This is a genomic window from Streptomyces sp. NPDC001056, from assembly GCF_053598955.1.
In genome coordinates, this window is the sequence record NZ_JBSFLI010000001.1 from 213,994 (window position 1) to 236,876 (window position 22,883).

At 74.2% G+C, this 22,883-nt stretch carries 18 protein-coding genes; 8 read left to right on the forward strand and 10 right to left on the reverse strand.

Annotated features, from left to right (window positions below):
• Window positions 1-22: 22 nt before the first annotated feature.
• Complete coding sequence (locus tag ACWDD7_RS01010; RefSeq protein WP_450455534.1) at window positions 23-1,363, reverse strand: hypothetical protein; 1,341 nt, start codon at window positions 1,361-1,363, stop codon at window positions 23-25.
• Between the two features lie 237 nt (window positions 1,364-1,600).
• Here ACWDD7_RS01010 and ACWDD7_RS01015 point away from each other — a divergent pair, with 237 nt between their 5' ends.
• Together ACWDD7_RS01015 and ACWDD7_RS01020 are read left to right on the forward strand one after the other, a co-directional pair.
• Complete coding sequence (locus ACWDD7_RS01015) at window positions 1,601-2,230, forward strand: phosphatase PAP2 family protein (RefSeq protein ID WP_351878462.1); 630 nt, start codon at window positions 1,601-1,603, stop codon at window positions 2,228-2,230.
• 31 nt (window positions 2,231-2,261) lie between these two features.
• Window positions 2,262-2,414, forward strand: coding sequence for a hypothetical protein (locus ACWDD7_RS01020; RefSeq protein WP_351878465.1), 153 nt, complete (start codon window positions 2,262-2,264; stop codon window positions 2,412-2,414).
• On the opposite strand, the gene ACWDD7_RS01025 is transcribed toward ACWDD7_RS01020, so the two are convergent.
• Window positions 2,396-2,827: a GNAT family N-acetyltransferase gene (locus tag ACWDD7_RS01025; protein WP_450455537.1), complete on the reverse strand. Its 432-nt coding sequence runs from the start codon at window positions 2,825-2,827 to the stop codon at window positions 2,396-2,398. The genes ACWDD7_RS01020 and ACWDD7_RS01025 overlap by 19 nt on opposite strands.
• Window positions 2,828-2,954: 127 nt before the next feature.
• On the opposite strand from ACWDD7_RS01025, the gene ACWDD7_RS01030 reads away from it, so the two are divergent.
• The gene (locus ACWDD7_RS01030) at window positions 2,955-4,151 is read left to right on the forward strand and encodes a permease (protein ID WP_450455539.1); all 1,197 of its coding nucleotides are present in this window, start codon (window positions 2,955-2,957) and stop codon (window positions 4,149-4,151) included.
• A gap of 10 nt (window positions 4,152-4,161) precedes the next feature.
• Here the strand turns inward: ACWDD7_RS01030 and ACWDD7_RS01035 are convergent, their stop codons facing one another.
• Window positions 4,162-9,135 (reverse strand): DNA repair ATPase, encoded by a 4,974-nt coding sequence (locus ACWDD7_RS01035; RefSeq protein ID WP_450455540.1) that lies wholly within the window; start codon window positions 9,133-9,135, stop codon window positions 4,162-4,164.
• Between the two features lie 172 nt (window positions 9,136-9,307).
• Window positions 9,308-11,560 (reverse strand): flotillin family protein, encoded by a 2,253-nt coding sequence (locus ACWDD7_RS01040; RefSeq protein ID WP_450455542.1) that lies wholly within the window; start codon window positions 11,558-11,560, stop codon window positions 9,308-9,310.
• A 237-nt stretch (window positions 11,561-11,797) separates the two neighbouring features.
• On the opposite strand from ACWDD7_RS01040, the gene ACWDD7_RS01045 reads away from it, so the two are divergent.
• Window positions 11,798-12,865 carry a PucR family transcriptional regulator gene (locus ACWDD7_RS01045; protein ID WP_450455544.1) on the forward strand — a complete coding sequence of 356 codons (1,068 nt, stop codon included), beginning with the start codon at window positions 11,798-11,800 and terminating at the stop codon, window positions 12,863-12,865.
• 67 nt (window positions 12,866-12,932) lie between these two features.
• On the opposite strand, the gene ACWDD7_RS01050 is transcribed toward ACWDD7_RS01045, so the two are convergent.
• The 5 genes from ACWDD7_RS01050 to ACWDD7_RS01070 form a co-directional block, all read right to left on the reverse strand.
• The gene (locus tag ACWDD7_RS01050) at window positions 12,933-13,871 is read right to left on the reverse strand and encodes an MIP/aquaporin family protein (protein ID WP_450455546.1); all 939 of its coding nucleotides are present in this window, start codon (window positions 13,869-13,871) and stop codon (window positions 12,933-12,935) included.
• Between the two features lie 116 nt (window positions 13,872-13,987).
• Window positions 13,988-14,662, reverse strand: coding sequence for an SDR family NAD(P)-dependent oxidoreductase (locus ACWDD7_RS01055; protein WP_450455547.1), 675 nt, complete (start codon window positions 14,660-14,662; stop codon window positions 13,988-13,990).
• A 73-nt stretch (window positions 14,663-14,735) separates the two neighbouring features.
• Complete coding sequence (locus tag ACWDD7_RS01060; protein WP_351870747.1) at window positions 14,736-15,437, reverse strand: DUF6445 family protein; 702 nt, start codon at window positions 15,435-15,437, stop codon at window positions 14,736-14,738.
• A 143-nt stretch (window positions 15,438-15,580) separates the two neighbouring features.
• Entirely contained in the window at window positions 15,581-17,227 is a 1,647-nt protein-coding gene (locus ACWDD7_RS01065; RefSeq protein WP_351870744.1) for a glycoside hydrolase family 13 protein, read from the reverse strand.
• A gap of 106 nt (window positions 17,228-17,333) precedes the next feature.
• Window positions 17,334-18,302 carry a nucleoside hydrolase gene (locus tag ACWDD7_RS01070; RefSeq protein WP_450455549.1) on the reverse strand — a complete coding sequence of 323 codons (969 nt, stop codon included), beginning with the start codon at window positions 18,300-18,302 and terminating at the stop codon, window positions 17,334-17,336.
• Between the two features lie 94 nt (window positions 18,303-18,396).
• On the opposite strand from ACWDD7_RS01070, the gene ACWDD7_RS01075 reads away from it, so the two are divergent.
• Window positions 18,397-18,855: a hypothetical protein gene (locus ACWDD7_RS01075; protein WP_450455551.1), complete on the forward strand. Its 459-nt coding sequence runs from the start codon at window positions 18,397-18,399 to the stop codon at window positions 18,853-18,855.
• A gap of 197 nt (window positions 18,856-19,052) precedes the next feature.
• Window positions 19,053-19,841, forward strand: a complete 789-nt coding sequence (locus ACWDD7_RS01080; RefSeq protein ID WP_351870736.1) for a hypothetical protein — start codon at window positions 19,053-19,055, stop codon at window positions 19,839-19,841.
• On the opposite strand, the gene ACWDD7_RS01085 is transcribed toward ACWDD7_RS01080, so the two are convergent.
• Entirely contained in the window at window positions 19,838-21,181 is a 1,344-nt protein-coding gene (locus ACWDD7_RS01085; protein WP_450455553.1) for a tetratricopeptide repeat protein, read from the reverse strand. The genes ACWDD7_RS01080 and ACWDD7_RS01085 overlap by 4 nt on opposite strands.
• Window positions 21,182-21,293: 112 nt before the next feature.
• On the opposite strand from ACWDD7_RS01085, the gene ACWDD7_RS01090 reads away from it, so the two are divergent.
• Together ACWDD7_RS01090 and ACWDD7_RS01095 are read left to right on the forward strand one after the other, a co-directional pair.
• On the forward strand, window positions 21,294-21,470 hold the full coding sequence (locus tag ACWDD7_RS01090; protein ID WP_450455554.1) for a hypothetical protein: 177 nt from the start codon (window positions 21,294-21,296) through the stop codon (window positions 21,468-21,470).
• Window positions 21,471-21,602: 132 nt separating this feature from the next.
• Window positions 21,603-22,847 (forward strand): amidohydrolase, encoded by a 1,245-nt coding sequence (locus tag ACWDD7_RS01095; RefSeq protein ID WP_450455556.1) that lies wholly within the window; start codon window positions 21,603-21,605, stop codon window positions 22,845-22,847.
• Window positions 22,848-22,883 lie beyond the last annotated feature (36 nt).

Here is a 22,883-nt window from a genome sequence, read left to right on the forward strand (position 1 = left end):
GGTCACGGCCCGGGAGCTGCCCTCATCCGTGCTCGACAGGCTTCGACGTCCGGGGCCCGGGCTCCTGCGAGGGTTCGGCCGCCAGGAACTCGACCACCGCCAGCGCGAACAGCAGGCACAGGGCGATCCCGAGCACCACCCAGCCCGTGGGGTACGGCCACAGCAGGCAGACCAGCACCGCGACGCCGACCAGGACCCAGGTGAACCAGGCGCGGTACCGGCGCACGAACGGGCCGACGGGACCGGTGCGCAGGCCCGCGTGCTCGGCGGTGCCGCGGGCCGCGCCGATGCCGTCGGTCCACAGGCCCCGCACCACACCGGCCCGCGGCCCTGCGCCGGTGAGCCAGGCGCCGAGGGCGATGACGACGGCGAGCACGATCACCGTCCGGACGGCGGTCCCCAGGAAGCGGGTCAGGGTGTCGTAGACCGCGCCGGCCGCGTCCTGGGAGACGTCGGCGGGCAGCCGGTCGAGGTAGAACACGCGGAAGACGCGCAGCCCGATGCCGAGCACGGCGGTGGCGACGGCGGCGCCGAGACAGCCCGCGACGAGGGCGCGGCGGCGGCGCAGCGACAGCAGGACGCCGGCGGCGATCAGGAGGACGGCGAGCACGGGCAGCCAGTTGCCGGCGATGCGCAGCAGCCGCAGGTACGTCCGTACCTTGCCGACCTGCTGGGACTCCACGAGCGTGAACTGGGTGTGGACCGTGGGCAGACGGCTCGCGAAGGTCAGGCCCGCCTGGACCATCCGCTTCTTCACGTCCTCGATGAGCGGCGCGAGATCGAGGGTCACGGTGTCGCCCTTCAGCTGCACCGCGCCGCCGCCGGCGCCGGTCAGGGCCTTGTCCAGCGAGGCGTGGACCCTGCGGTTGGCGTCGGTCCAGACCGTGGCGAAGGTCTTCGACGCGACGGCCTTGCGGGCCTGGTCGTGCACGAACCCCCGCATCGCGTTCTCCAGTCCTCCTCCCAGCCCGCCCAACGCCTTCTCCAGCAGCGGCCGGTCCTTCGGCGCCACGTCCGCGAGCAGCGTGGGCAGATGGATCCGGTCCATCAACGCGTCGGTCACCCGGTTGGCCGCGGCGTCCTGCACGGCGGGTTCGGAGGCGAGCGGGGCGACGGTGGCGACGTAGCGGTCGGTGTCGCCCACCAGATCGGCGGCCCAGGTGGCGACGACGGCGAGCGGTGCGAGGAGACAGCCGAGGACGAGGAGGACGGCGGCAAGGGCGGAGGCGGGACGGCGCCGGGCCCGGGAGCCGGTGGCGCGACGCCCGTTCCGCTCCGCTTCGAGGGCGGCGAGACGGGCACGCAGATCGTCCAGTTCGGACCGGTCAGGGCGGTCCGGGCTCGCACCGTTCGTCACTGGCATCTCCTCGCCGTACAGACCACCAGCGCACCCTCCTGCGCCCGCGGGCGCGAGCAGGGCGGGGCCATTCGGGTCAGAGGGGTGTCGGGCGGGCGCGGCGCCCGGCGTAACCTGATATCGTCTACACCCCTGTAGACGTTTACCTTGGGGACGTCCCCGCTTCATCCGTACGTCCGATCGGTGCCCGCGCCCGTATACCGGAGGCCGCGGCACATGCAGCACGGCCCGGAGACCCACCTGATGACGACTTCCTCCCCGACCGCCCAGGCGCTCGACGGCGCGGCCATAGACGGCGGTCTGTACACCGACGTCACCGACTTCGCCCGGCACACGCACTGGATGAACGAGCCGGTGTCGGTGTTCAGCGCCCTCGGCATCGGCCTGTTCGCGGTGTATCTGCTGGTGGCCTGGTGGCGGGCCAGAGGCCAGGGCAGCACCGCGATGGCCGCGGTGCTCGCGACGCCGTTCGCGGTCGTCCTCGCCTACGTGGTCAACAGCGGGATCAAGACGTTCTTCGAGGAACCCCGCCCGTGCCGCGCGCTCCCCCACGACTTCCTGCTGGAGGCGTGCCCCGCGCCGGACGACTACGCGTTCCCCAGCAACCACACCACCGTCGCCTTCGCCTTCGCGGTGGCGCTCCTGCTGATCAGCCGCCGACTCGGCGCCCTCGCCCTGGTCACCGCGATCGCAATGGGCGCCTCCCGGGTGTACGTCGGCGCGCACTACCCCCACGACGTCGCCGTGGGCGCCCTGGTCGGCAGCGTCGTCTCCCTCGTCGTGGTGCTCGTGCTCCGCCGCACCGCGCCGCCACTGGTCGAGCGCCTTCGCGCGGGTGCCCTGCGCCCGCTGCTGACGTCGCAGCCCTCCTGACGTACGACGCGGGCGGCTACGGTCGCCCCGCATGGGCACCACGGGCACCGGGATCACGGCGGACCTGGTCCGCGACCTCCCGCGCGCCCAGCACCCGGACCTCGCCGAGCGGCCCGCCGCAAGACCCCGGCGGCTCGCCGCAAGACCCCGGCACGCCCCGGGGCTCTACCCCTCGAACCGGTAGACCGTCGACCCGCGCCGCCGGAACCCGGCACGCTCGTAGAGCCGGTTCGCGGCGGTGCGGTCCGGGCGGGAGGTGAGGTCGATCGTGCGGGCACCCGCCTCCCGGGCGATGCGCAGGGCCTCCTCGGTGAGCAGGGCGGCGACGCCGTGGCCGCGCGCGGCGGCGTCGACCACCACGTCCTCGATCCGGGCGCGCAGACCGGAGGGGAGGGGCAGCAGGACGAGGACGAGGGTGCCGACGATCGCGTCGGGGGTGCGGGCGACGAGCAGGGTGTTGGCGTCGCAGGCCACGAGGCGTTCGACCGCGGCGCGGTCCAGCGGCGCGGCGGTGGAGGACAGCTGCGGGAGCAGCCGGCCGAAGGCGTCGACGAGCTCCTGGCCCGCCTCCCGGACGACCTCTGCACGGATATCCATGCGGGGAGGATAGCGATCACCGCGGGGGGCCGCGTTCCGGGTTTTCGGATACCCCACCCGGGTACTCTCGGTCAGGTGGTCGAGCGGTCGGGTGCCGGGACCACCTCTCGGCGAAGGGAGTGCGCTCATGCATGCGATCGGGCACGCGTTGTTCATCGCCGGCTCGATGACCTGGGAGATCACCTGGGCGCTGATCCTCGGCTTCGCCCTCTCGGCCGTCGTCCAGGCGGTGGTGCGCCGCCAGACGGTCGTACGGCTGCTCGGCGACGACCGCCCGCGCACCCTCGCCCTGTCCGCGGGCCTCGGCGCGGCCTCGTCGTCCTGCTCCTACGCCGCCGTCGCCCTCGCCCGCTCCCTGTTCCGCAAGGGCGCCGACTTCACCGCGGCGATGGCCTTCGAGATCGCCTCGACCAACCTCGTCATCGAACTCGGCGTGATCCTGGCCCTGCTGATGGGCTGGCAGTTCACCGCGGCGGAGTTCGTCGGCGGCCCGATCATGATCGTCGTCCTCGCGGCGCTGTTCCGCGTCCTCCTGCGCGAACGCCTGCTGCGTCAGGCGCGCGAGCAGGCCGAACGCGGGGTCGCCGGGTCGATGGAGGGGCACGCGGCGATGGACATGTCGGTCCAGGGCGAGGGCGGCTTCCTGCGCCGGCTCCTCTCCCGCGACGGTCTCACGTCCGTGTCGCACATCTTCGTGATGGAGTGGGCCGCGATCCTGCGCGACCTGGTGGCCGGGCTGCTGATCGCCGGGGCCATCGCCGCCTGGGTCCCGGGCGACTTCTGGCACACCTTCTTCCTCGCCGGCCACCCCCTCGCCGCCAAGCTGGTCGGCCCGCTGATCGGCCCCCTCGTGGCCATCGCCACCTTCGTCTGCTCCATCGGCAACGTCCCCCTGGCCGTCGTCCTGTGGAAGGGCGGCATCAGCTTCGGCGGCGTCATCGCCTTCATCTACGCCGACCTGCTGATCCTGCCGATCCTCAACATCTACCGGAAGTACTACGGCCCCCGCATGGCCGCCTTCCTCCTCGGCACCTTCTTCGCCGCCATCGCCGTGGCCGGCTACCTCGTGGAGTTCCTCTTCGGCGGCCTCGGCCTCGTCCCCGACCAGGCCGTCGCCAGGCTCCCCGAGGAGGGCGTCCGCTGGAACTACACGACCTGGCTCGACATCGCCTTCCTGCTCCTCGCCGCCGCCCTGGTCGTCCGCTTCCTGCGCACGGGCGGCCCGGCGATGCTGCGGATGATGGGCGGTTCCCCGGAGGACGCCGCGGGCCACGAACACGGGGAGCACGCCGGGCACGCGCACGGACACGACGGGCAGGGCTGAGGCGCGGTCCTCACGGGGCGGTGCCGCCGGTGGTGGCGCGGGTGATGGCGGACTCCACGGCCGCCACGCGGTCGGCGAGGAGGGTGAGGGCGGCGACGGCGCGGGTGAGGGGGTCGTCGGCGGGGGTGCCGAGGGCGAGGGTGCGGGTGTGGGCCGACTTGATCTCGGCCCAGCGGGCGGCCTCGGCGGGGGTCGACGTGCCCCGCAGCTCCGCGAGCTTGAGCAGGTTGGCCTCCGCGCCCGTGGTCAGGGTCTGGGCCTCGGCCGTGTAGTGGTCGTGGAGGACCGCCTCGCGTTCGGCGGTGTTCATGACCGGGCGCAGCCGTCCGGCGATCTTGTTCATGTCGCGGTAGGAGCCCTGGAGACGGAACGGCGGCTCGGTGCGGGCGTCGGCCGACTGGGCGGCGGAGGCGATGTAGGCCGCGTTGACCGTCAGGATGGTGTCACGGACGGCGAGGACATGGCGCAACAGCGCGAGCACGGCGTCGAGTTCGGCGGGCGGCAGCGCGGCGGACAGCCGGTCGGCGCGGGCCGTCGGATCGCCCGCGGCCAGCCGGACCAGCAGTTCCAGGTCCGCGTGCTCGCGGGCGGCCAGGGGGGCGAGGACCGGGTTGGCGGTGAGGGCGTTCTCCACGAAGCTCAGCGCGAAGACGTCCTCCTTGCCGGTCAGGACGTCGCCCAGGTTCCACACGTCGGCGCGGTTCGCCAGCATGTCGGGGACGCGGAAGCGCTCGCCCGACTCCGTGTACGGGTTGCCCGCCATGCACACCGCGAACCGCTTGCCCCGCAGGTCGTAGGTGCGCGGCTCGCCGTCCCACACGCCGTCCACGCGCCTCGTCGCGTCGCACAGCGGGATGAACTTCTGGAGGAGTTCGGGCGAGGTGTGCTGGATGTCGTCCAGGTAGAGCAGGGTGTTGTTGCCGGCCGCCAGCGCGAAGTTGATCTTCTCGATCTCGCGGCGCGCGGTGGCGTTCGGGGCGTCGGCCGGGTCCAGCGAGGTGACGGTGTGGCCGAGCGCCGGGCCGCTGATCTTGACCAGCATCAGGCCGAGCCGGTCGGCGACGTACTCCATGAGCGTCGTCTTGCCGTATCCGGGCGGGGAGACCAGCAGGAGCAGGCCGCCGGTGTCGGTGCGCTTGGCGGCTCCCGTGGTGCCGAGCTGGCGGGCGAGGCTGTCGCCGATCAGCGGGAGGTAGACCTCGTCCACGAGCCGGCCGCGGACGAACGCCGGCATCACGCGGGGGCGGTGGTCGTCCAGGCGCAGCCGCTCGCGCTCGGTGGCCAAGAGAGCGGTGCGGCGGCGCTGGTAGGCGCGGAAGCCGGGCACCTCGTGCGCGGTGTGCCGGGCGGTACGGGCCAGGAACTCGTCCAGGCGCAGCGTGAGGCGGCCGCCGAAGACCCGGGGGTGCGCGCCGAGGAGACCCTCGACGGTCACGGTGAGCCGGGCGTCGCCGTCGTAGCGGGGCAGCTCGGGGCACAGCTCGGCGGCCACCGCCTCCGCCAGCTCGCCGGCGGCGGCGTCGCTGCCGCTCGCGGTGGCGTAGGCGGTGAGCCAGGCCTCGACCACCTGGCGGCGGGCACGGAGTCCGGTCAGCCCTTCCAGGTCGCGGCCGTAGTGCGAACCCGCCAGCGCCTGACGGAACTTGTCCAGCAGGGCGCGGGCCGCTGCGCCGAGGACGAAACCCTCGGGGCCGCCGCCGGTCAGCTCGTCGAAGAGGTAGGCGGCGGCCGCGGTGCTCCCACGGTCCGCGCCGCCCGGGACGGAGGGCTCGGCACCGGGCACGGCCCACGGGCCGGTGTCGCGGGTGTCCGACGGGCCGGCGCCGTGGCTGTCCGGCAGACCGGCGTCGTGGGTGCCCGAGGGCTCCGTGCCGCCCCCGCCCGCCTCCCACGCGCCGATCGCCCCCGCCAGCTCCGCCACCAGGTCCGCCACCGCCGCCGTGGGCCCGAAGGCGTCCCGGGCGCGGGCCAGGGACACGGCGCGGCGGGTCCAGGCGGTCCGGGCGGCCTCGGTCGTGCCGTGGGTCCAGAACAGCTGCGCGGTGGCGCGGGCCGCGGGCTCGTGGCGCAGGGGGCCCGCGGCGTCGTACAGGGGGAGGAGCGCGGTGAGGATCAGCGTCGCGTCGTGGTCGTGGACCCCGCGCTCGTACCCCTCGTCGTACGACTCCTGCGCCACCCGGCGGACCAGGCCGGGCAGGTCGTCCGTGGCGGCGAGGGCGGCCGGGCCGTGCTCGGCGAGGAGGCGGGCGGCGAGGTACTCGGCGCGGTAGAGGGCGGGGGACTCGGACGGCAGGTGCCGGTCCCAGTAGGGGCGGGTGGCGGCGAAGCCGGGGTCGGTGACCGGGGCGCGGTAGTCGGTGCCGGTGACCGCGAGGGCCAGGCCGTCCCCGTGCGGGACGAGGACGAGGTCGAGCGGCTGGGTGTTGACGGCGAAGCGGTGCCCGCCGAGCAGCAGGGTGCGGCCGTCGTCGGCGTACAGGTCGCCCCGGTCGCGCAGGGCGCGCGCGGCCTCCTGGCGGGCGGCCTTGAGGCGGCCGTCCAGTTCCTCGGCGCGCACGCTGTCACCGAGGGCGCGCAGTTCACCGGCGGTGCGGACGATCTTGGCGACCAGCGGGTCGGAGGCGAAGTACGCGGTGACCGCGTCGGTGTCGGGCAGAGTCGCCGCGCGCCGGGCCACCGTCTCCAGCATCCGGCCCGCCGAGACGGCGAGTTGCTCGGCACGGCGGGCACGGGCGTCGGCGAGGGACTGCTTGCGGGCGGCGAACGCCTCGTAGATCTCGGAGCGTCTGCCGGCGAGTTCGGCCAGGAAGTCGTCGAACTCCGCGAACCGGCCGTCCAGGTCCTCCAACCGGGCGAGGACCGACGCGAGTTGGTCGTCGCAGGCCTCGGGGGTGGTGGCGACGGCGAGCGCGGCGGTGACGGCCTGGGCGAGCAGGGCGGTCTCGGCGGCGAACTCGGCGCGGCCCTCCTGGTCCTGGAGGGAGCGGCGGCGGGCGTCCAGGGTGGCGCGGGCCCGGTTGACGCCGCCGAGGACGTCGGCGATCCGCTCCAGTACGGCCGTGCGCACGGTGGCGTCGGCGATGTCGAGGCCGGTGACCACCTCGGTGACCGTGCGCAGCCCGTCGGCCAGGTCGTCCAGGCGCTCTGCCACGGGCACGGCGTCGGCGACCGTGCCGATCGTGTCCGCCTCGGCCACCAGCCGTTCCACGTCGGCGCGCTGGGCGGTGAAGGCGTCCTCGCGGGACAGGAAGGTCACCGCGCGCCTGCCGAACGCGGCCAGGTCGGACTCCGCCTCGGCGGCCAGCGCGGCCACCCGGTCCGTGTCGACGTACCGCAGCTCGCGCAGGGTGAGCAGGTGGCCGTGCGCGTGCCGGAGTTCGGTCAGTCCGCGCACCCAGGCGGCGGCCTCGCGCGGGGCCTCGCCGCGCAGCCGGCGCACCACGGCCGCGATCCGCTCCGCGGCCTCCTCCAGCGCGTCGGCGGCCTGCCGGGTCAGCTCCCGTACGGTCTCGAACTCGGCCAGCACCTGCTCGGCGGTCTCGCGTACGGCCACCAACGGTGCCCGGATGTCGCCGAGTCCGGGATCGGCCAGCCAGTGGTGGGTGTCGGCCGCGCGGACGCACGCGGCGGTCAGCGCGCGGTATCCCTCGCCGGTCGTGATGCCGTCGGCCACCAGCCGGGCCACGGAGAGACAGTCGGCGAGGCCGCGCACGAGGTCCGCGTTGCCGACGCGCGCGAGCGGGCCGGTGCCGGTGCGCAGCGCGGCGGCGTGGGTGTCGGAGACGTACGGCGAGGTCCACCACTGCAGGGGATGGGTGTGCGCGGGCTCGTCGCCCCCGGCGCGCAGCACGGCCAGCGCGCCGTCCTCGAACAGCGCCCAGCCCTGGCAGGGCAGCGGGGTCGCGACCTCCTTGCGCAGGGTGTTGTACGACAGCAGGAGCGTGCCGCCGCCGGACCGGTCCCGGAACGCGTACAGCACGTCCTCGCCGTTGGGCGCGCGGACCTCCTGCTCGAACTCCAGCCCCGTCACGTCGAGTTCGTACGTCTTGTGCTGCCCGCTCGCCAGGCAGTAGCCGCCGGGGAAGACGACGCCCTGCTCCTCCGGCAGCCGGCGGCACGCCTGGCCGAGGCCGTCGAGGCGGACGACCGCGCGGGTCAGGGCGTTGAAGACGAGGTAGCGGTCGGTGTCCTCCTTGTACGGCCGCACGCGCAGCAGCGTCAGCGGGCCGACCCGCGCGTGCGCCACGGCGGCGTCGGCGAGGGACTGGAGGGGTTCGGCGACCGGCTCGGCGTACAGTTCCTCGCCGTCCTCGGTGCGGACGGTGAGGGTGCCGCCGAGGGCCGCGACGCCGAGCCCGCCGGGTACGGCGACGTACGGCTCCCTGCCCAGCACGTGGTCGGCGCGGCCGGTGTCGGTCCAGGTGACGTCCTGGGCCGGCGGCACGACGTCGTCGCGGTCGCCGCGCGCGTCCAGGAACTCGGCGCGGCCGTCCTCGGTCAGGTTCCAGCGCAGGGCGCGGATGTCGTCGGCCTTCTCGCCGGTGCGGAACACGGCGAGGAGCCGGCCCTCGGTCCGGCGCAGGCGCAGGAGGTGGGCGTCGCGGTAGTAGCGGTGCAGGGCGGTGAACTCGCGCACGAACGCCGGGTCGTCGAGCAGGCCGGTGTTCCCCGGGAGGCGGTTGCCCTCCCGGTCGTGGAGGGCGAGTACGTCCGCGACCTCCGCGTTCTCGCCGCCGCGTCCCGTGCTGCCGAACAGGAGGGTGTCGCCCACCGCGACGATGTCCTGCCGGACGCAGGCGTGGGGGGTCTTCAGGTGGGTGGTGGCGGCGAGGTCGAGCCGGGTCGAGCCGAACTCCTCCGCGCGGCAAGTGTTGAGGGTCTCGGCCCGCCGTGCCAGCTCGGCCGCGTGGCCGGCCAGCCGGTCGCGCAGGACGTCGTAGGTGCCGGCGTCGACGGATGCCTCCGGCTCGGGGGCGGTGGACATGCGGGTCCCTTTCGTGTGCGGGCTGCTCGCCGTAGGGGTGCGGATCGATGGCCGGGTGCGGATGCGTCGTGGTCGGTCGCGCGGTTCCCCGTGCCCCGGGGGAACCGCCGCCCCGTCGGCCGGCGGGGCGCGGGTGGGCGCGAGACCCACCCCCGCCCCGGCCCGGCCGGCCTCAGCTCCGGTCAGCCCCGTTCAGCGCGCCCACCGGAACCTCCGCCAACCCCAGCTCCCCCGCCTTCTCCAGCAGCTGGCGGAACTGGCCCGCGTCCGCGCCGCCCCCGTTCATGAGCTTCATCAGCAGGGCGGAGACCGTCAGGTTCTGGACATCCGCCGTGCCCACGGAACCGAGCACCCGGCTCAGGTCCTCCGTGAAGCTCCCCGACCCGTCCAGCCACGGCTTCGCCAGGGCCTGCGCCGTACGGGAGTTGGCCACGAAACCGTCGATGCCCTTGCCGAGGGAGACCGCCGAGACCAGCCGGTCGAAGAAGACGGACTCCCCGCCGACGATGTCGATGTCGGCGTTCTCCAGCCCCGTCGCGAGGACCGTCGCCTGCGCCTCGGCCACCTGCCGCTGCGTCTCCAGCCCGGCCAGCCGGATCTCCTTCTCGGCCTGGAGCCGCAGCCGGTACTCCTCGTGCCCGCGCGAGGCCTCGTCCAGCGCGGCCATCGCGGCGGCCTTCTCGGTGAGACCCGCGGCCTCGGCCTTCAGCTTCTCGCCGATGCCGGTGGCCTCCGCGAGCGCCGCGGCCTTCGTGCCCTCGGCCTCCGCGAGCGCCTTCGCCCGAGCGCCCTCCGCCTCGGCCCGCAGCCGCGCCTCCGTCGCCGCGGCCGCCGCCTGGGCGCCCTCGGCTTCCGCGAGACCCCTGGCCCGCGCGCCCTCGGCCTCCGCGAGACCCCTCGCCCGAGCGCCCTCGGCCTCCGCGAGACCCCTCGCCCGCGCGCCCTCGGCCTCCGCGAGCGCCTTGGCCTGGGTGCCCTCGGCCTCCGCCCGCAGCCGCGCCTCCGTCGCCTCCGCCTCCGCGCGCCCGGCCTTGACGGTGACCTCGGCCTCCTTGTCGCGGACCTGCACCGCGGCGAGCCCCTCGGCCGCGGACTCGGCCTGGACACCCTCCGCGAGCCGGAGCTTGGCCCGCGCGTCGAGGTCGGCGGTCTTCAACCGGGCCTCGGCGAGGGTGAGTTCCTCGGCGGCCCGGTGCGTCGCGGCCTGCTCGGCGGCCTCCGCGGCCTTGATGTCCTTGACCAGCTTCTCCTGCGCCTCCGCCTCGGCGGCGATGACGAGGGCCTGCCGCTCGCGCTCGGCCTCCTCGACCACGCGCAGCTTCTTGATGGACTCCTCCTGCTCGGCGACCGTACGGTCCACCGCGACGCGCTCCCGGATGACCTCGGCGATCTCCCGCTTCTCCGCCTCGACCTCCTTCTCCGCGGAGATCCGGGTCAGCTGGGTCTCCCGCTCCCGGGCGATGACCTCCAGCAGGCGGTCCTTCTCGATCCGCTCGTTCTCGACGGCGATGACCCGCTCGCGGTTCTTCGCGGCGACCGCGATCTCCCGCGCCTGGTTCTCCCGCTGCACGCCCAACTGCTCCTCGGTGCGCAGGAAGGCGGTCTGCGCGCGCAGCCGCTCCTCCTCCATCACCCGGGCGGTCTCCGCCTCCTCGCGGGCGCGGGACGTCTCGATCTCCCGCCGCTGCTTGATCTCGGCGTCCGCCTGCCGGCGCTCCAGCTCCAGGATGGCCTCGCGGGCGTCGACGTCCTGCCGGGTGATCTCCTTCTGCTCCGTGCGCTTGGCCTCGTTGGTGCGCACGTGCTCCACCGCGGTCAGCTCGGTGATCTTGCGGATGCCCTGGGCGTCGAGGACGTTGGCCGGGTCCAGCTGGGTCAGCGGCGTCTGCTCCAGGTAGTCGATCGCCGCGTCCTCAAGGTGGTAGCCGTTGAGGTCGACGCCGATCAACTCGATGATGTGGTAACGCAGTTCCTCGCGCTTGGTGTACAGGTCGGTGAAGTCCATCTGCTTGCCGACGGTCTTCAGCGCCTCGGAGAACTTGGCGTGGAACAGCTCCTGGAGCGTGTCCTGGTGGCTGGCGCGCTCGGTGCCCACGGACTGGGCGACCTTGATGACGTCCTGGACGGTCTTGTTGACCTTGACGAAGAACAGGATCCGGATGTCGGCACGGATGTTGTCCCGGCAGATCAGCCCGTCCCGGCCGGAGCGGCTGATCTCGATGGTCTTCACCGAGATGTCCATGACCTCGGCCTTGTGCAGGATCGGCAGCACGACCTGTCCGGTGAAGGACACGTCCACGCGGCGCGTCTTGGAGACGATCAGCGCCTGGCTCTGGTCGACCTTGCGGTACAGCCGGGAGAATCCGAGCAGCAACAGCACGGCGAGGATCACACAGGCGGCGGCGAGCACGCCGAGGGCTTCCATGGCATACGTCCTTGCGTCAGACGGTGGGTCGGAGCTCCCCCGAGGCCCCGGTGCCGGGCATCCCCCCGCGATGCCCGGCACCGGAGCCCTCCGTAGTGCTCCCCGCAGAGGATGGTGCGGCCGGCGCGACCGTTTCCGCATTGCCGGTTTCCGGCAGTGTTCACTACTGTCTGCATGCCGGAAATGCGCCAGGAAAGCGTCACCGGAGCGTCAAGATCACGGGGGAGACGGGGCAGGGTGGCCGAGCACGAGATATCGGAGCGCTATCTGGACGGGTTCGCCCATGTGCTGACCGAGGTCGCGACCACCGGCCGCCGGCTGACCCGGGAGGAGCTGAAGTCCCGCCGGGCGCTGGGGGAACAGGCCGCCGAGGCCGGTCTCGGGCTGCGCGCGCTGGTCGTCGCGCACCTGGCCGCCGCCCGCGCCGCCTGGCCGGTCGGACCGGGTTCGACCGAAAGCACCCTGGCCGCGCTGGCCGCCGTGGAACAGGCCGTCGACGTGTTCGCGGAGGGCTACGAGCGCGCCCAGCGGCTGACCGTGCGCCGGGAGGAGGCGGCGCGGCGGGAGTTCATCGACGATCTGCTCTACGGCCGCAGCGACCTGGGCCGACTGGCCGAGCGCGCCGAGCGGTTCGGGCTGCGGCTCTCGCGCGCGCACGCGGTCGCGGTCGCCGAGGGGCCGCGGTCCTACGCCGAGGGCGGTGCCGTGGCCCGGCGGGTGGAGGCCGAGGTGCTCGCCCGTTTCGACTCCCACAGCATCCTGCTCACCACCAAGAACGGCCGGCTGCTGTGCATCGCGCCCGGCGACACCGACGAGGTCCTCGCCTACTTCGCCCGGCAGGCGTACACCGCCACCGAGGGCTGCCGGGTGGCCATCGGGCGCCCGCAGTCCGGTCCCGGCGGCGTCGTGCAGTCGTACGAGGAGGCCCTCGCCACCCTGGAGATGGCCGAGCGGCTCGATCTGCCCGGGACGGTGCTGTGCGCCGCCGACCTGCTGGTCTACCCGGTGCTCGCGCGCGACCGGCAGGCGCTGGCCGACCTGGTGCTGCACACTCTGGGTCCGCTGAGCGCGGCCCGGGGCGGCCCGGGGCCCCTGCTGGACACCCTGGTCGCCTACTTCGACTCGGGCTGCGTGGCCGCCGAGGCCGCCCGCCGGCTCTCCCTCAGCGTGCGCGCGCTCACCTACCGCCTGGAGCGCATCCACCACCTCACCGCCGCCGACCCGGCCGACCCGGCCCACCGCTACAAGCTCCAGACCGCGGTCATCGGGGCCCGGCTCCTGGGCTGGCCCGGCCAGGCGCTCTGAGTCCGCCTCAGCCGCTCCGAGTCCGCCTCACCCCACGGCCGGGAGCCCTCCGACGGCCCCGGCCGGGCTACCGCGGCGGCTCCGGGCGCGCCCGGCCCGGTTCCGGCAGCTGGTTCCGGGCGGCGCGGGCCACGAGGACGTCGCCGATGAAGAGGTCGTACACCAGGACCCCGATGACGCCGCCGACCAGCGGTCCCACGATGGGGATCCACCAGTAGCCGCTGAACGCCCCGGCCACGCTGCCCGGGAAGGCCAGACTCCCCCAGCCCTCCGCGTAGGTGAGCAGGCGGGGGCCGAAGTCGCGGGCCGGGTTGATGGCGTAGCCCGCGTTGGCGCCGAAGGACATGCCGATGGCGGCCACGATGAAGCCGATGACCAGCGGCGCGAGGTTGGACTGCACGGCCTGGTTGCGCAGGTCGATGACGGCCACGATGAACATCACCAGGAACGCCGTGCCCACGATCTGGTCGATCAGGGGGCCCCAGACCCCGCCGTGGAAGTACGGGGCCGGGAAGGTCGCGAAGATGGAGAGCGTGGCGTTCGTGTGCCCGTTCACCTTGGGGCCGGGGGCGGCGGCGTCGTACGCGCCGATCGCCTGGTGGTAGACCAGGTACACCAGCGCGGCGCCGACGAAGGCGCCGACCAGCTGCGCGAACCAGTACGGCAGCACCTTGACCCAGGGGAAGCCGCGGCGCACCGCCATCGCGAGGGTCACCGCGGGGTTGATGTGGGCGCCGCTGACGCCGCCGGCCACGTACACGCCGAAGACGACGGCCATCGCCCAGCCCCATGTGATCAGCAGCCAGTCGCCCGCGGCGAGGAAGATAGTGGTGGGGGTCGCGGCGCGGCCCGAGCCGGGCAGCGCGGCGACGGCCATCGCGACCACGCCGCAGCCGAAGCAGACGAGGACGAACGTCCCGAGGAACTCCGCCAGGCACTCGCCGAGCAGGCCACCCCTGGCCCGCAGCTTGGAGGGTTTGATCAGCGACGGAATTTCGACAGCCATGAAAGGCCCCCTTGGAGAGGAGCAAAACGGCCAACGTCCCCATATTGGCCTACAAATGCTCTTCATGCAGGGTAAGTCGAAGGGCCGTCACCCCTTCGCGTGAGCCGGGCCCGTCATCAGCTGTCGAGATCATCCGCGAAGTGCCGGAACCCGTGCCGCTCCCGGTGCATGCCCCAGAGCATCTCGGCGAGCACGGCGGGGTCCTTGCGGGCGTGTCCGGGCGTGATGGCGCCGGGGACGACGAGTTGCGCGACGTGGATGCCCTCGGCGGCGAGCCGTTCGTGCAGCAGATGCCCGTACGCGCTCTGCGCGGCGAACGCCACGGACGTACCGGCGCGCTCGACATGCGGCACGACGGCGGTACCCCCGTTCACGAACAGTATGGTTCCGCGCCCCAGCCGCCGCATCCCGGGCAGCACCTGCTGTACGGCGGCCACGGGGCCGTACACCGAGAACTCGATGGGGCCGGTCAGCTGCCGGTGCCCGGTCTCCAGGACGGGCCGCATGAAGTCGCGGTGCGGCACCGGACTGTACTGGAGCACCTCGACGGTGCCCAGTTCCCGCGCGGCGTCGGCGAGCGCCCCGGTCAGCCGCTCCGGTTCGCGCACGTCGGCGGGGAAGGCGCGCGCACGCACGCCGCCCTCGGCCAGCTCCCGGACCAGCCCGTCCAGCCGGTCGCGGTCGCGGGCGACGAGGGCGATGTCGTACCCCTCGCGCCCGAACCGCCGGGCGACGGCGGCGCCGAGGCCCGGCCCGGCGCCCACGATGGCGACAACGCTCACGCCCACCATCCGTACCGCATGGCGGCACTCCTCGCATTCCGGCCGGTCGGGGCACCCGCCGGCCCGTCCGCCGGACCCTCCGTCAGGCCATCCAGAAGAAGACGGCCGTCATGCGCTTCTCCTCCAGCGTGCTGCCGGTGTAACCGGTCGCGCTGTGCACGAGGTTGGCGTTGTAGAGCAGGAGGCGGTTGTACTTGTGCGGGACGCGGACGTCCTCCTCGAAGGCGTCCGGGGCGACGAAGCGGGTACCCAGGGCCTCGACCAGGTTGTTGTGCGGGGCCTGCACGACGTTGCCGCCGAGCCGGCCGCCGGGCAGGTGCTGACGGTAGAAGCTGGTGCCGCAGTCCTTGGGCACGCCCGGGTTGAGGTAGAGCACGGCCGCGTACCGGCACAGCGCGCGGGAGTCGGTGTGCGGGCGGGGCTCGCTCTCGCCGGCTCCGACGACCTGGACGCAGTTGTGGTTGAGCGTGCCGCCGCCGGGCGCCTTCTGCACCCACAGCTCCTTGGCGCCGGTCGCCTTCTTCACCAGCTTCTCGACGACGGCGAGTTCGGCCGGCTCCAGGCCCGGCATGGCGCGCAGGCCCGGCCAGGTCTCGGAGGTGTACGGGTGGCCCTCGACCCAGTCGTCCTTGGCCAGGCAGCGCGCGCGCACGCCGTCCACGTCGGGCAGCACGTCGTCCAGGACCCAGTAGTCACGGCCCTTGGTGGGCTTGCGGTAGGGCAGCACGGGCAGCGCGCCCGCGGCGCGGGCCACGGGCGTCCTGGGTGGTGGCGGTGGGGGCATGCGGCGAATCTAGGCGCGCGTTCCCCCCGCCTCTCCCGGACACCGGTCAACGTTTCCTCAACCATGTGTCATGTACACCAAGCCGTGGCAATGGAACCGGCCCCGGGGGGCCGGTTCCCTCACGGATTCCCCAAAAACGCTGGTCAGCCGAGCCAGACCGTGGTGTCCGGCGGCAGCCCGCCGTCCCCCGGCAACGGCCCGCTGCTCAACAGCACCTCCCCCGCCGGCATCGCCACCGCCTCCGCGCCCAGGTTGACGACGCACCGCCACTCCTCGGAGCGGCGGAAGTCCAACACGTCCTCGGGTGAGTCGGGCGCCCACGCCAGCGTCTCCCCGTCGAGCAGTTTGCGGCGCAGCCGCAGCGCGGTGCGGTACAGCTCCAGCGTCGAGCCCTCGACGCCGCGCTGTGCCTCGACGGCGTACGCCGCGAAGACCGGCGGCTGCGGCAACCAGGCGCCGCCGGGCCCGAAGCCGTACGACGCCCCGTCCACCGTCCACGGCAGCGGCACCCGGCATCCGTCGCGGCCCTTGCGGACGTGCCCGGTCTGCTCCCAGATCGGGTCCTGGAGCACCTCGGCGGGCAGGTCGGCGACCTCGGGCAGCCCGAGCTCCTCCCCCTGGTAGAGGTACGACGCCCCGGGCAGCGCCAGCATCAGCAGCGTGGCGGCGCGCCCCCGGCGCAGACCCGCCGCCGCGTCGATCGCGGGCGCGCGACCGTCGGACAACAGCCAGGCGGCGGGGTCGGTGCCGGGCGGGAGCATCAGCCGGGAGTGGTGCCGTACGACGTCGTGGTTGGACAGCACCCAGGTGGCGGAGGCACCGGCGGCCCGCGCGGTGGCCAGCTCCTCGGTGATGACCCGGCGCAGCTCCGCGGCGTCCCAACGCGCCTCCAGATACTCGAAGTTGAACGCCTGGCCGAGTTCGTCGGGGCGGGCGTACAGGGCACGGCGGGCGCCCGGCACCCAGGCCTCGGCGACGGCGCTGCGCGGCGGCCGGTAGGCGTCGAAGACCTTGCGCCAGTCGCGGTAGATCTCGTGCACCTCGTCGCGGTCCCAGTGGGGATGGTCGCCGGAGGGAAAGCAGAGCAGAGCCGTCTCCGCGGCGGCACCGATGTCCCCGACGTCCCGCAGCGGCTCGGTCAGTTCCTTGGCCAGGCCGTGCGCCACGTCCACGCGGAAGCCGTCCACGCCCCGGTCGGACCAGAACCGCAGGGTGGTGCGGAAGTCGGCGCGGACCTCCTCGTTGTCCCAGTTGAGGTCGGGCTGTTCGGCGGCGAACAGATGCAGGTACCACTCGCCGTCGGGCACCCGGCCCCAGGCGCTGCCGCCGAAGACGGACTGCCAGTCGGAGGGCGGGAGTTCGCCGCGCGCGCCGCGTCCGGGCCGGAAGACGTAGCGCTCGCGGGCCGCGGACCCGGGGCCCGCCCGCAGCGCCTCCTGGAACCAGGGGTGCTGATGGGAGGTGTGGTTGGGCACCAGGTCCACCACGACCTTCAGGGCCAGTCGGTGGGCCTCGGCGACCAGCGCGTCGAAGTCGTCCAGGCTGCCCAGGCGCGGATCGACGTCCCGGTGGTCGGCGACGTCGTAGCCGCCGTCGGCGAGTTCGGAGGGGTAGAAGGGGCTCAGCCACAGCGCGTCCACGCCGAGCGTGGCGAGATGGTCCAGGCGCCGGGTGATGCCCCTGAGGTCCCCGAGCCCGTCCCCGTCGGCGTCGGCGAAGCTGCGCGGATACACCTGGTAGATGACGGCCTGCCGCCACCAGTCGGGGTTCCTGGAGGAGAGGTCTGCCATACGGGCTCCCTTCGGGAAGACGGATGCCGCCCGCGCGAGACACGGACAAGACGTAGAGAATCTGTCCACATTGCCCGGAAAGGGAACCTTGGAAACCGGGCCGGCGTCAGAGCCGCCCGACCGTCTCCACGTACAGCCGCGCGTACCGCTCCGCGTCGACCTCCAACGCCACGTCGACCAGGGGGCGTTCGCGCTCGCCGTGGTGGATCTCCGCCTCACCCGGCCGGGTCCGCCGGTCGACGACCGTCTGCCCGCGCGCCGGTCCGGGCGCGAGGCAGACCTCGACGGGCAGCGGCCGCGTGGTCAGCCCCTCGGGATCGGCGACCGCGCACACCGCCCCCGCGTCCCCGAGCCCGCCCGCCTCCTCGGCCCCGGGCGGCTGCCCCTGGGCGGCCGGCCGGTACGCGAGCAGCTCACCGGCCAGCCGCGCCCCGGGATCACCGCTCGCCCTGAGCCTGCGCACCTCCCCCGCGTCCACGACCACCTGCCGGAAGACGTCCAGTCCGTACATCGTGATCGGCACCCCGGCGGTGAGCAGGACGGCCGCCGCCTCCGGGTCGTGCCAGACGTTGAACTCGGCGACGGGCGTGGCGTTCCCGACCTCGACCGCGCCGCCCATGAAGACGATCCGCTCGATGTTGCGGGTCACCTCGGGGTGGGTGCGCAGCAGCAGCGCGATGTTGGTCAGCGGCGCGGTGGGGACCAGGGTGACCGGGCGGTGCGACGCGAGGATCTCGCGCCGCAGCAGGGTCACCGCGTCCACCTCGGCGGGCCGACGGTGAGGAGCCGGCAGCCCCAGGTCGCCCATGCCGTCCGCACCGTGCGCGTGCGTGGCCGGCCGGGCGGGCTCCAGCAACGGCCGCTCGGCCCCGCGCCCCACGGGTATCTCGGGCGCCCCGGCCCGCTCCAGCACGGTGAGCGTGTTGCGCACCACCCCGTCCACATCGGTGTTCCCCGCGACACAGGTCACGGCCCTCAGCTCGATCCCCGGATGCCGCACGGCGAGCAGCAACGCGAGGGCGTCGTCGACCCCGGTGTCACAATCCATGATCACGGGCACGGGCCGGCGGGCCATGGCGGGCTCCTTCGTCGAGGGGGCTCACACACTAGTGCCGCATCGGACGGTGTCGCCTTCCGCAGGCTCCGTCCGCCGACCGGGAGGTTTCGCCATGGGCGCTCGTCCACGCACGGCCTGGCCGGCCGCCGTACTCGTCCCGGGACTTCTGTGTGCCTGCGATCCGGCGACCGTGGATCCCACGGACCCTGCCGGCTTCAGCGCCGTCGTCTTCGTCAACGACACCGGCTCCCCGGCCGTCCTGTTCGAGTGCGGTGACCGCCGTGGACACGACTGTCACGACATGAGCGGCCCGCTCGCACCCGGAGAACGCTGCGAGCAGCGGGTGTACTGGGGGGCCGGCCCCGATCCCTGGCAGGTCCGGGACACGCGCGGCCGGACCCTGGGCCGGCTGGTCGTGGACACCCCCCGCCGTGAGGCCGGAGCCGTGTACCACCTCGGCGACGCACAGCCCCGGGCCGACAGGCCGACGGCTCCACGCACCTCGCCGCACCCCGTGCACGCCGCCGCGCCACGCCCGCGCCAGGTCGTCGGCAGGGCGGACGTCGCCTGACGCGGCGCTGGTCCAGGCACGCGGAAGGCTCCCGGTCCCCGGCCCGGTCCCGTGGGCCGGGGACCGCCGGGGCACCGGCCCCGGTCCACCGCATGCCCTCACCCGGGCGTCCGTCCCTCACCCGTGCGGCCCCCCGCGCTGGTGGGGCGGCCCGGGTGGTGGTGCCGTGGGAGCAGGGACGAGGACCGGGAGGCAGCGTGAGGTACGACGGCATACGCCCGCGCGGACGCCTTCTGACGTTCCTGACCGGTCTCGGACTGCTCGGGGTCGGCGGGTGTGCGGCGCTGACGCTGAAGCACCCGGAGACGGCGCCGCAGCCGCTGCCGACGATCGACCGTCCGGCGCAGAGCCCCAGGACGTCCGCCCGGCCCGACGGCTCCACGCTCACCGACGCGCAGGCGCAGGCCGCGCTCATCGGGCAGAGCGACCTCGGCGCCCCGTGGACCGCGACGCGCGGCGCGGCGACCTGGCGGGACGGGATGCTGAAGGCGAGCACGTCGGCCGGTGAGTGCCAGAAACTCCTCGACGCCCTCTACACCGACCGGCTCCTCGGCGGCCCGGCCCGCGTCGCCGTCGGCCTGGACGACGCCGACACCGACGCCCAGCTGCGCTACCAGATCGGCGCCCGTCGCCCGTCCGACGTGGACGCCGCGCTGGACTGGCTGCGCACCATGCCGGCGAACTGCGCCCGCTTCACCGCCACCACCCAGCAGGACCTCCAGGAGGACGTCCAGGTCACGGAACTCGCCCTCCCCGAGGTCGGCGACGCCCGCCAGGGCCTGCACATCACCGTCTCCGCCACCACCGACGACGACCAGGACATCCGCCTCACCCTCGACGTCGCCACCGTCCGCGTCGGCGACGACGCCTTCGCCTTCACCAACGGCGGCCTGGGCGGCGTCGCGGGCGACGCGACCCAGGCGGCCGTCCAGGTGGGCGCGCTGCGACTGGCGGACGTGCGGAGGCAGGGGCGGGTGGACGTCTAGAGCGGTGGCTGGGCCGGGGCCGGGCCCAGTGTCGTCGTGCCCGGGGTCGTGCGGTGGCCCAGTCCCGTGCGGTAGGCGTCGAGGGCGGCCTCGGTCCGGCCGGTGCGGCGCAGCAGGTCGCCCAGGAGGCGGCAGAGGTCGGCCAGGTCGCCGACGGCGCCCGCGCGTTCCAGGAGGCTGAGGGCGCGCACGTAGTGCTCCTCGGCGGACTCGGTGTCGCGGGCGTCCTCGGCGATGATGCCGAGGAGGCGGTGCGCGGCGGCGGCGTGCACGGCGCCGCGCTCGGAGGAGAAGTCCCCGAGCACGCCCTCCAGCAGGGCGGCGGCCTCGGTGGAGCGGCCGCGGCGGTGCAGGACGTCGGCCAGTTCCACCGCCGCCTGGCTGCGGTAGAGGGCGGCGCTGGTCTCGGACAGCATGGCGAGTGCCTGCCGCAGCTCGGCCTCCGCCGCGTCCAGATGGCCGTTCTGCGCGTGGACGTAGCCGCGCATCCAGTGGCAGTTGGCCAGCTCGGTGCGCAGCCGGAGCTGGCGGTACAGCTCGGCCGCCTTGGCGAGCGAGGCGTCGGCCTCGGCGGTGCGGCCCTCGGCGAGCAGGGTCCGGGCGACCGAGCGGTGCATCCGGGCGATCAGCGCGGGGTCCCCGGCGCGCGGGGCGAGCGCGAGCGCGAACTCGGCGGCCTGGGCGGCTCGCGCGTGCGCGCCCATGTCCATGTAGGGGCCGATGACGCTGGCGTACAGGAGCAGCAGCGCGTCCGGGTCGGGCAGGCCGCCCCGGTTGAGTTCGTCGAGGGTGGACTCCAGCAGATAGACGGCGTAGCGGAGTTCACCGGCCAGGTAGTGGGCGACCGCCCGGCCGCGCACGGCCGGGACGCGGGCCGCGGGGGAGGCGTCCGCGAGGTGTTCCTCGGCGCGCTCGAAGTGGGCGTGGGCGACCGCCAGTTCGCCGGTCTCCACGGCGCATTCACCGAGGCCCAGCAGCGCGGTGACCTGTTCGCCCGGCAGGCCGTGCGACTCCGCCTCGGCCAGCAGTTCCGTGTACCGCCGCGCCGCCTCCTCCGCCCGCCCGTCGGCGAGCATCCGCTGGGCCTCGGTCAGCCGCAGCCGCAGATCGGTGGCGAGATGGGCGGGGCGGCCCAGGGCCAGTTCGTCGAAGCTCACGCCGAGCCGCCGCGCGATGTGCCGCAGCGCCTCGTCCGAGGCCCGCACCCGGCCGGCCTCCAGGGTGGAGATGTACGCCGGTGTGTAGGCCGGCTCGGCCAGCTGCCGCTGGGTCAGCCCGCGCTGGGCGCGCAACTGCTGCACCCGCCGCCCCACCGTCTCCGGATCATCCCGCTCACGCACCGCCGGAACCCCCAACTCCCCCGGTGGACCTTGCCGTTCGGTAAGGAATGCCTCTAGGTTAAACGGCGGATTAAACCTGCTTAATACGCCGCTGTCGTGTTGCGAGGTCGCCGTGTACGGACGCCCATCCGCTCCCTACGGATACTCCACCGCGCGGAGGGCGCTCGCCGCCGCCGTGATAGCCGCGGCGTCCCTGATACTCGCGGCCAACACGGGCCCGGCCCGCGCCTCGGCACCGACGGCCCCCGACGCCCGGATCACCGCCTCGGCCCCGGCGACCGAGCGCTGAGAGCACCGAGGGCGGCCGGCCGGGACACGGCCCTGTCGACCACCCCGGGGACCGGCCCGCCGAGGCCCCGACGGCCGAATCACCGGGACCGAGCGGTGTCGCGAACCCCGGGAACCCGCCTAACCTGCCCGCATGACCTCTGCCGCCGCCCGCACCGCGCAGGACCTCACCGCCGACCTCCCGCTCACCGGCCTTGAGGACCTCTACCAGGATCTGCACCGGCACCCCGAGCTGTCCCTGCGCGAGCACCGCACCGCCGGGAGGCTCGCCGGGCGGCTCACGGGCGCCGGGTTCGAGACGGCCGAGGGCGTCGGCGGTACCGGCGTCGTCGGACGGTTGGACAACGGCGACGGCCCCACCGTCCTGCTCCGCGCCGACATGGACGCGCTCCCCGTCGCCGAGGCCACCGGCCTGCCGTACGCCTCCACCGCCGACGGCGTCATGCACGCCTGCGGGCACGACCTGCACGTCACCTGGCTGGCCGGCGCCGCCGCCGCGCTCGCCGCGGGCCGGGACACCTGGCGCGGCACCCTGCTGGTGGTGGGGCAGCCCGCCGAGGAGACCGGTCAGGGCGCCCGGCGGATGCTGGCGGACGGGCTGTACGAGCGCTTCGGGCGGCCGGACGTGCTGCTCGGACAGCATGCCGCGCCCGGCCCGGCGGGCCTGTACCCGCACGCGCCGGGGCTGATCATGTCCGCCGCGACGGACGTGGACATCGTGGTGCACGGCCGCGGCGGCCACGGCTCGCGCCCCGAGGCCACCGTGGACCCGGTGGTGACCGCCGCCTACCTCGTCACCCGGCTGCAGACCGTGGTCTCGCGGGAGGTCGCCGCGGGCGAGTCCGCCGTCCTCACGGTGGGCCGCATCGAGGCGGGCACCCGGCACAACATCATCCCCGACGAGGCGCGCATCGCCCTGAACCTGCGCACCCAGTCCGAGCCGGTACGGCAGCGGATGCTGGCCGCGATCGACCGGATCGCCCGGGGCGAGTGCCTGGCCGCCGGCTGCCCCCGCGAGCCGGAGGTGACCATCGGCAGCACCTTCCCGGTCACCGTGAACGACGCGGACACCGACACCACCGTGGCCGCCGTGCACGGCGAACTCTTCGGCGCCGCCACGGTGTTCGACCCCGGCCCGGCGATGGGCAGCGAGGACTTCCCGGAACTCGCCCTGGACGGCGCCATCCCCTACTCGTACTGGTTCGTCACCACCACCCCCGCCGCCGTCTGGAACGAGGCTCCGGGCGACACCCTCCCGGAGAAGCTCGCCGCGGTCCCCAGCAACCACAGCCCCCGCTTCGCCCCGGACCCGGCCACCGTCGCCCCGGGCGTGCGCACGCTGGTCTCGGGGGCCCTGGCCCTGCTGTCAAAGGCATGACCCGGCCGGCCGACGACCATGCCGACGGCTCCTCGG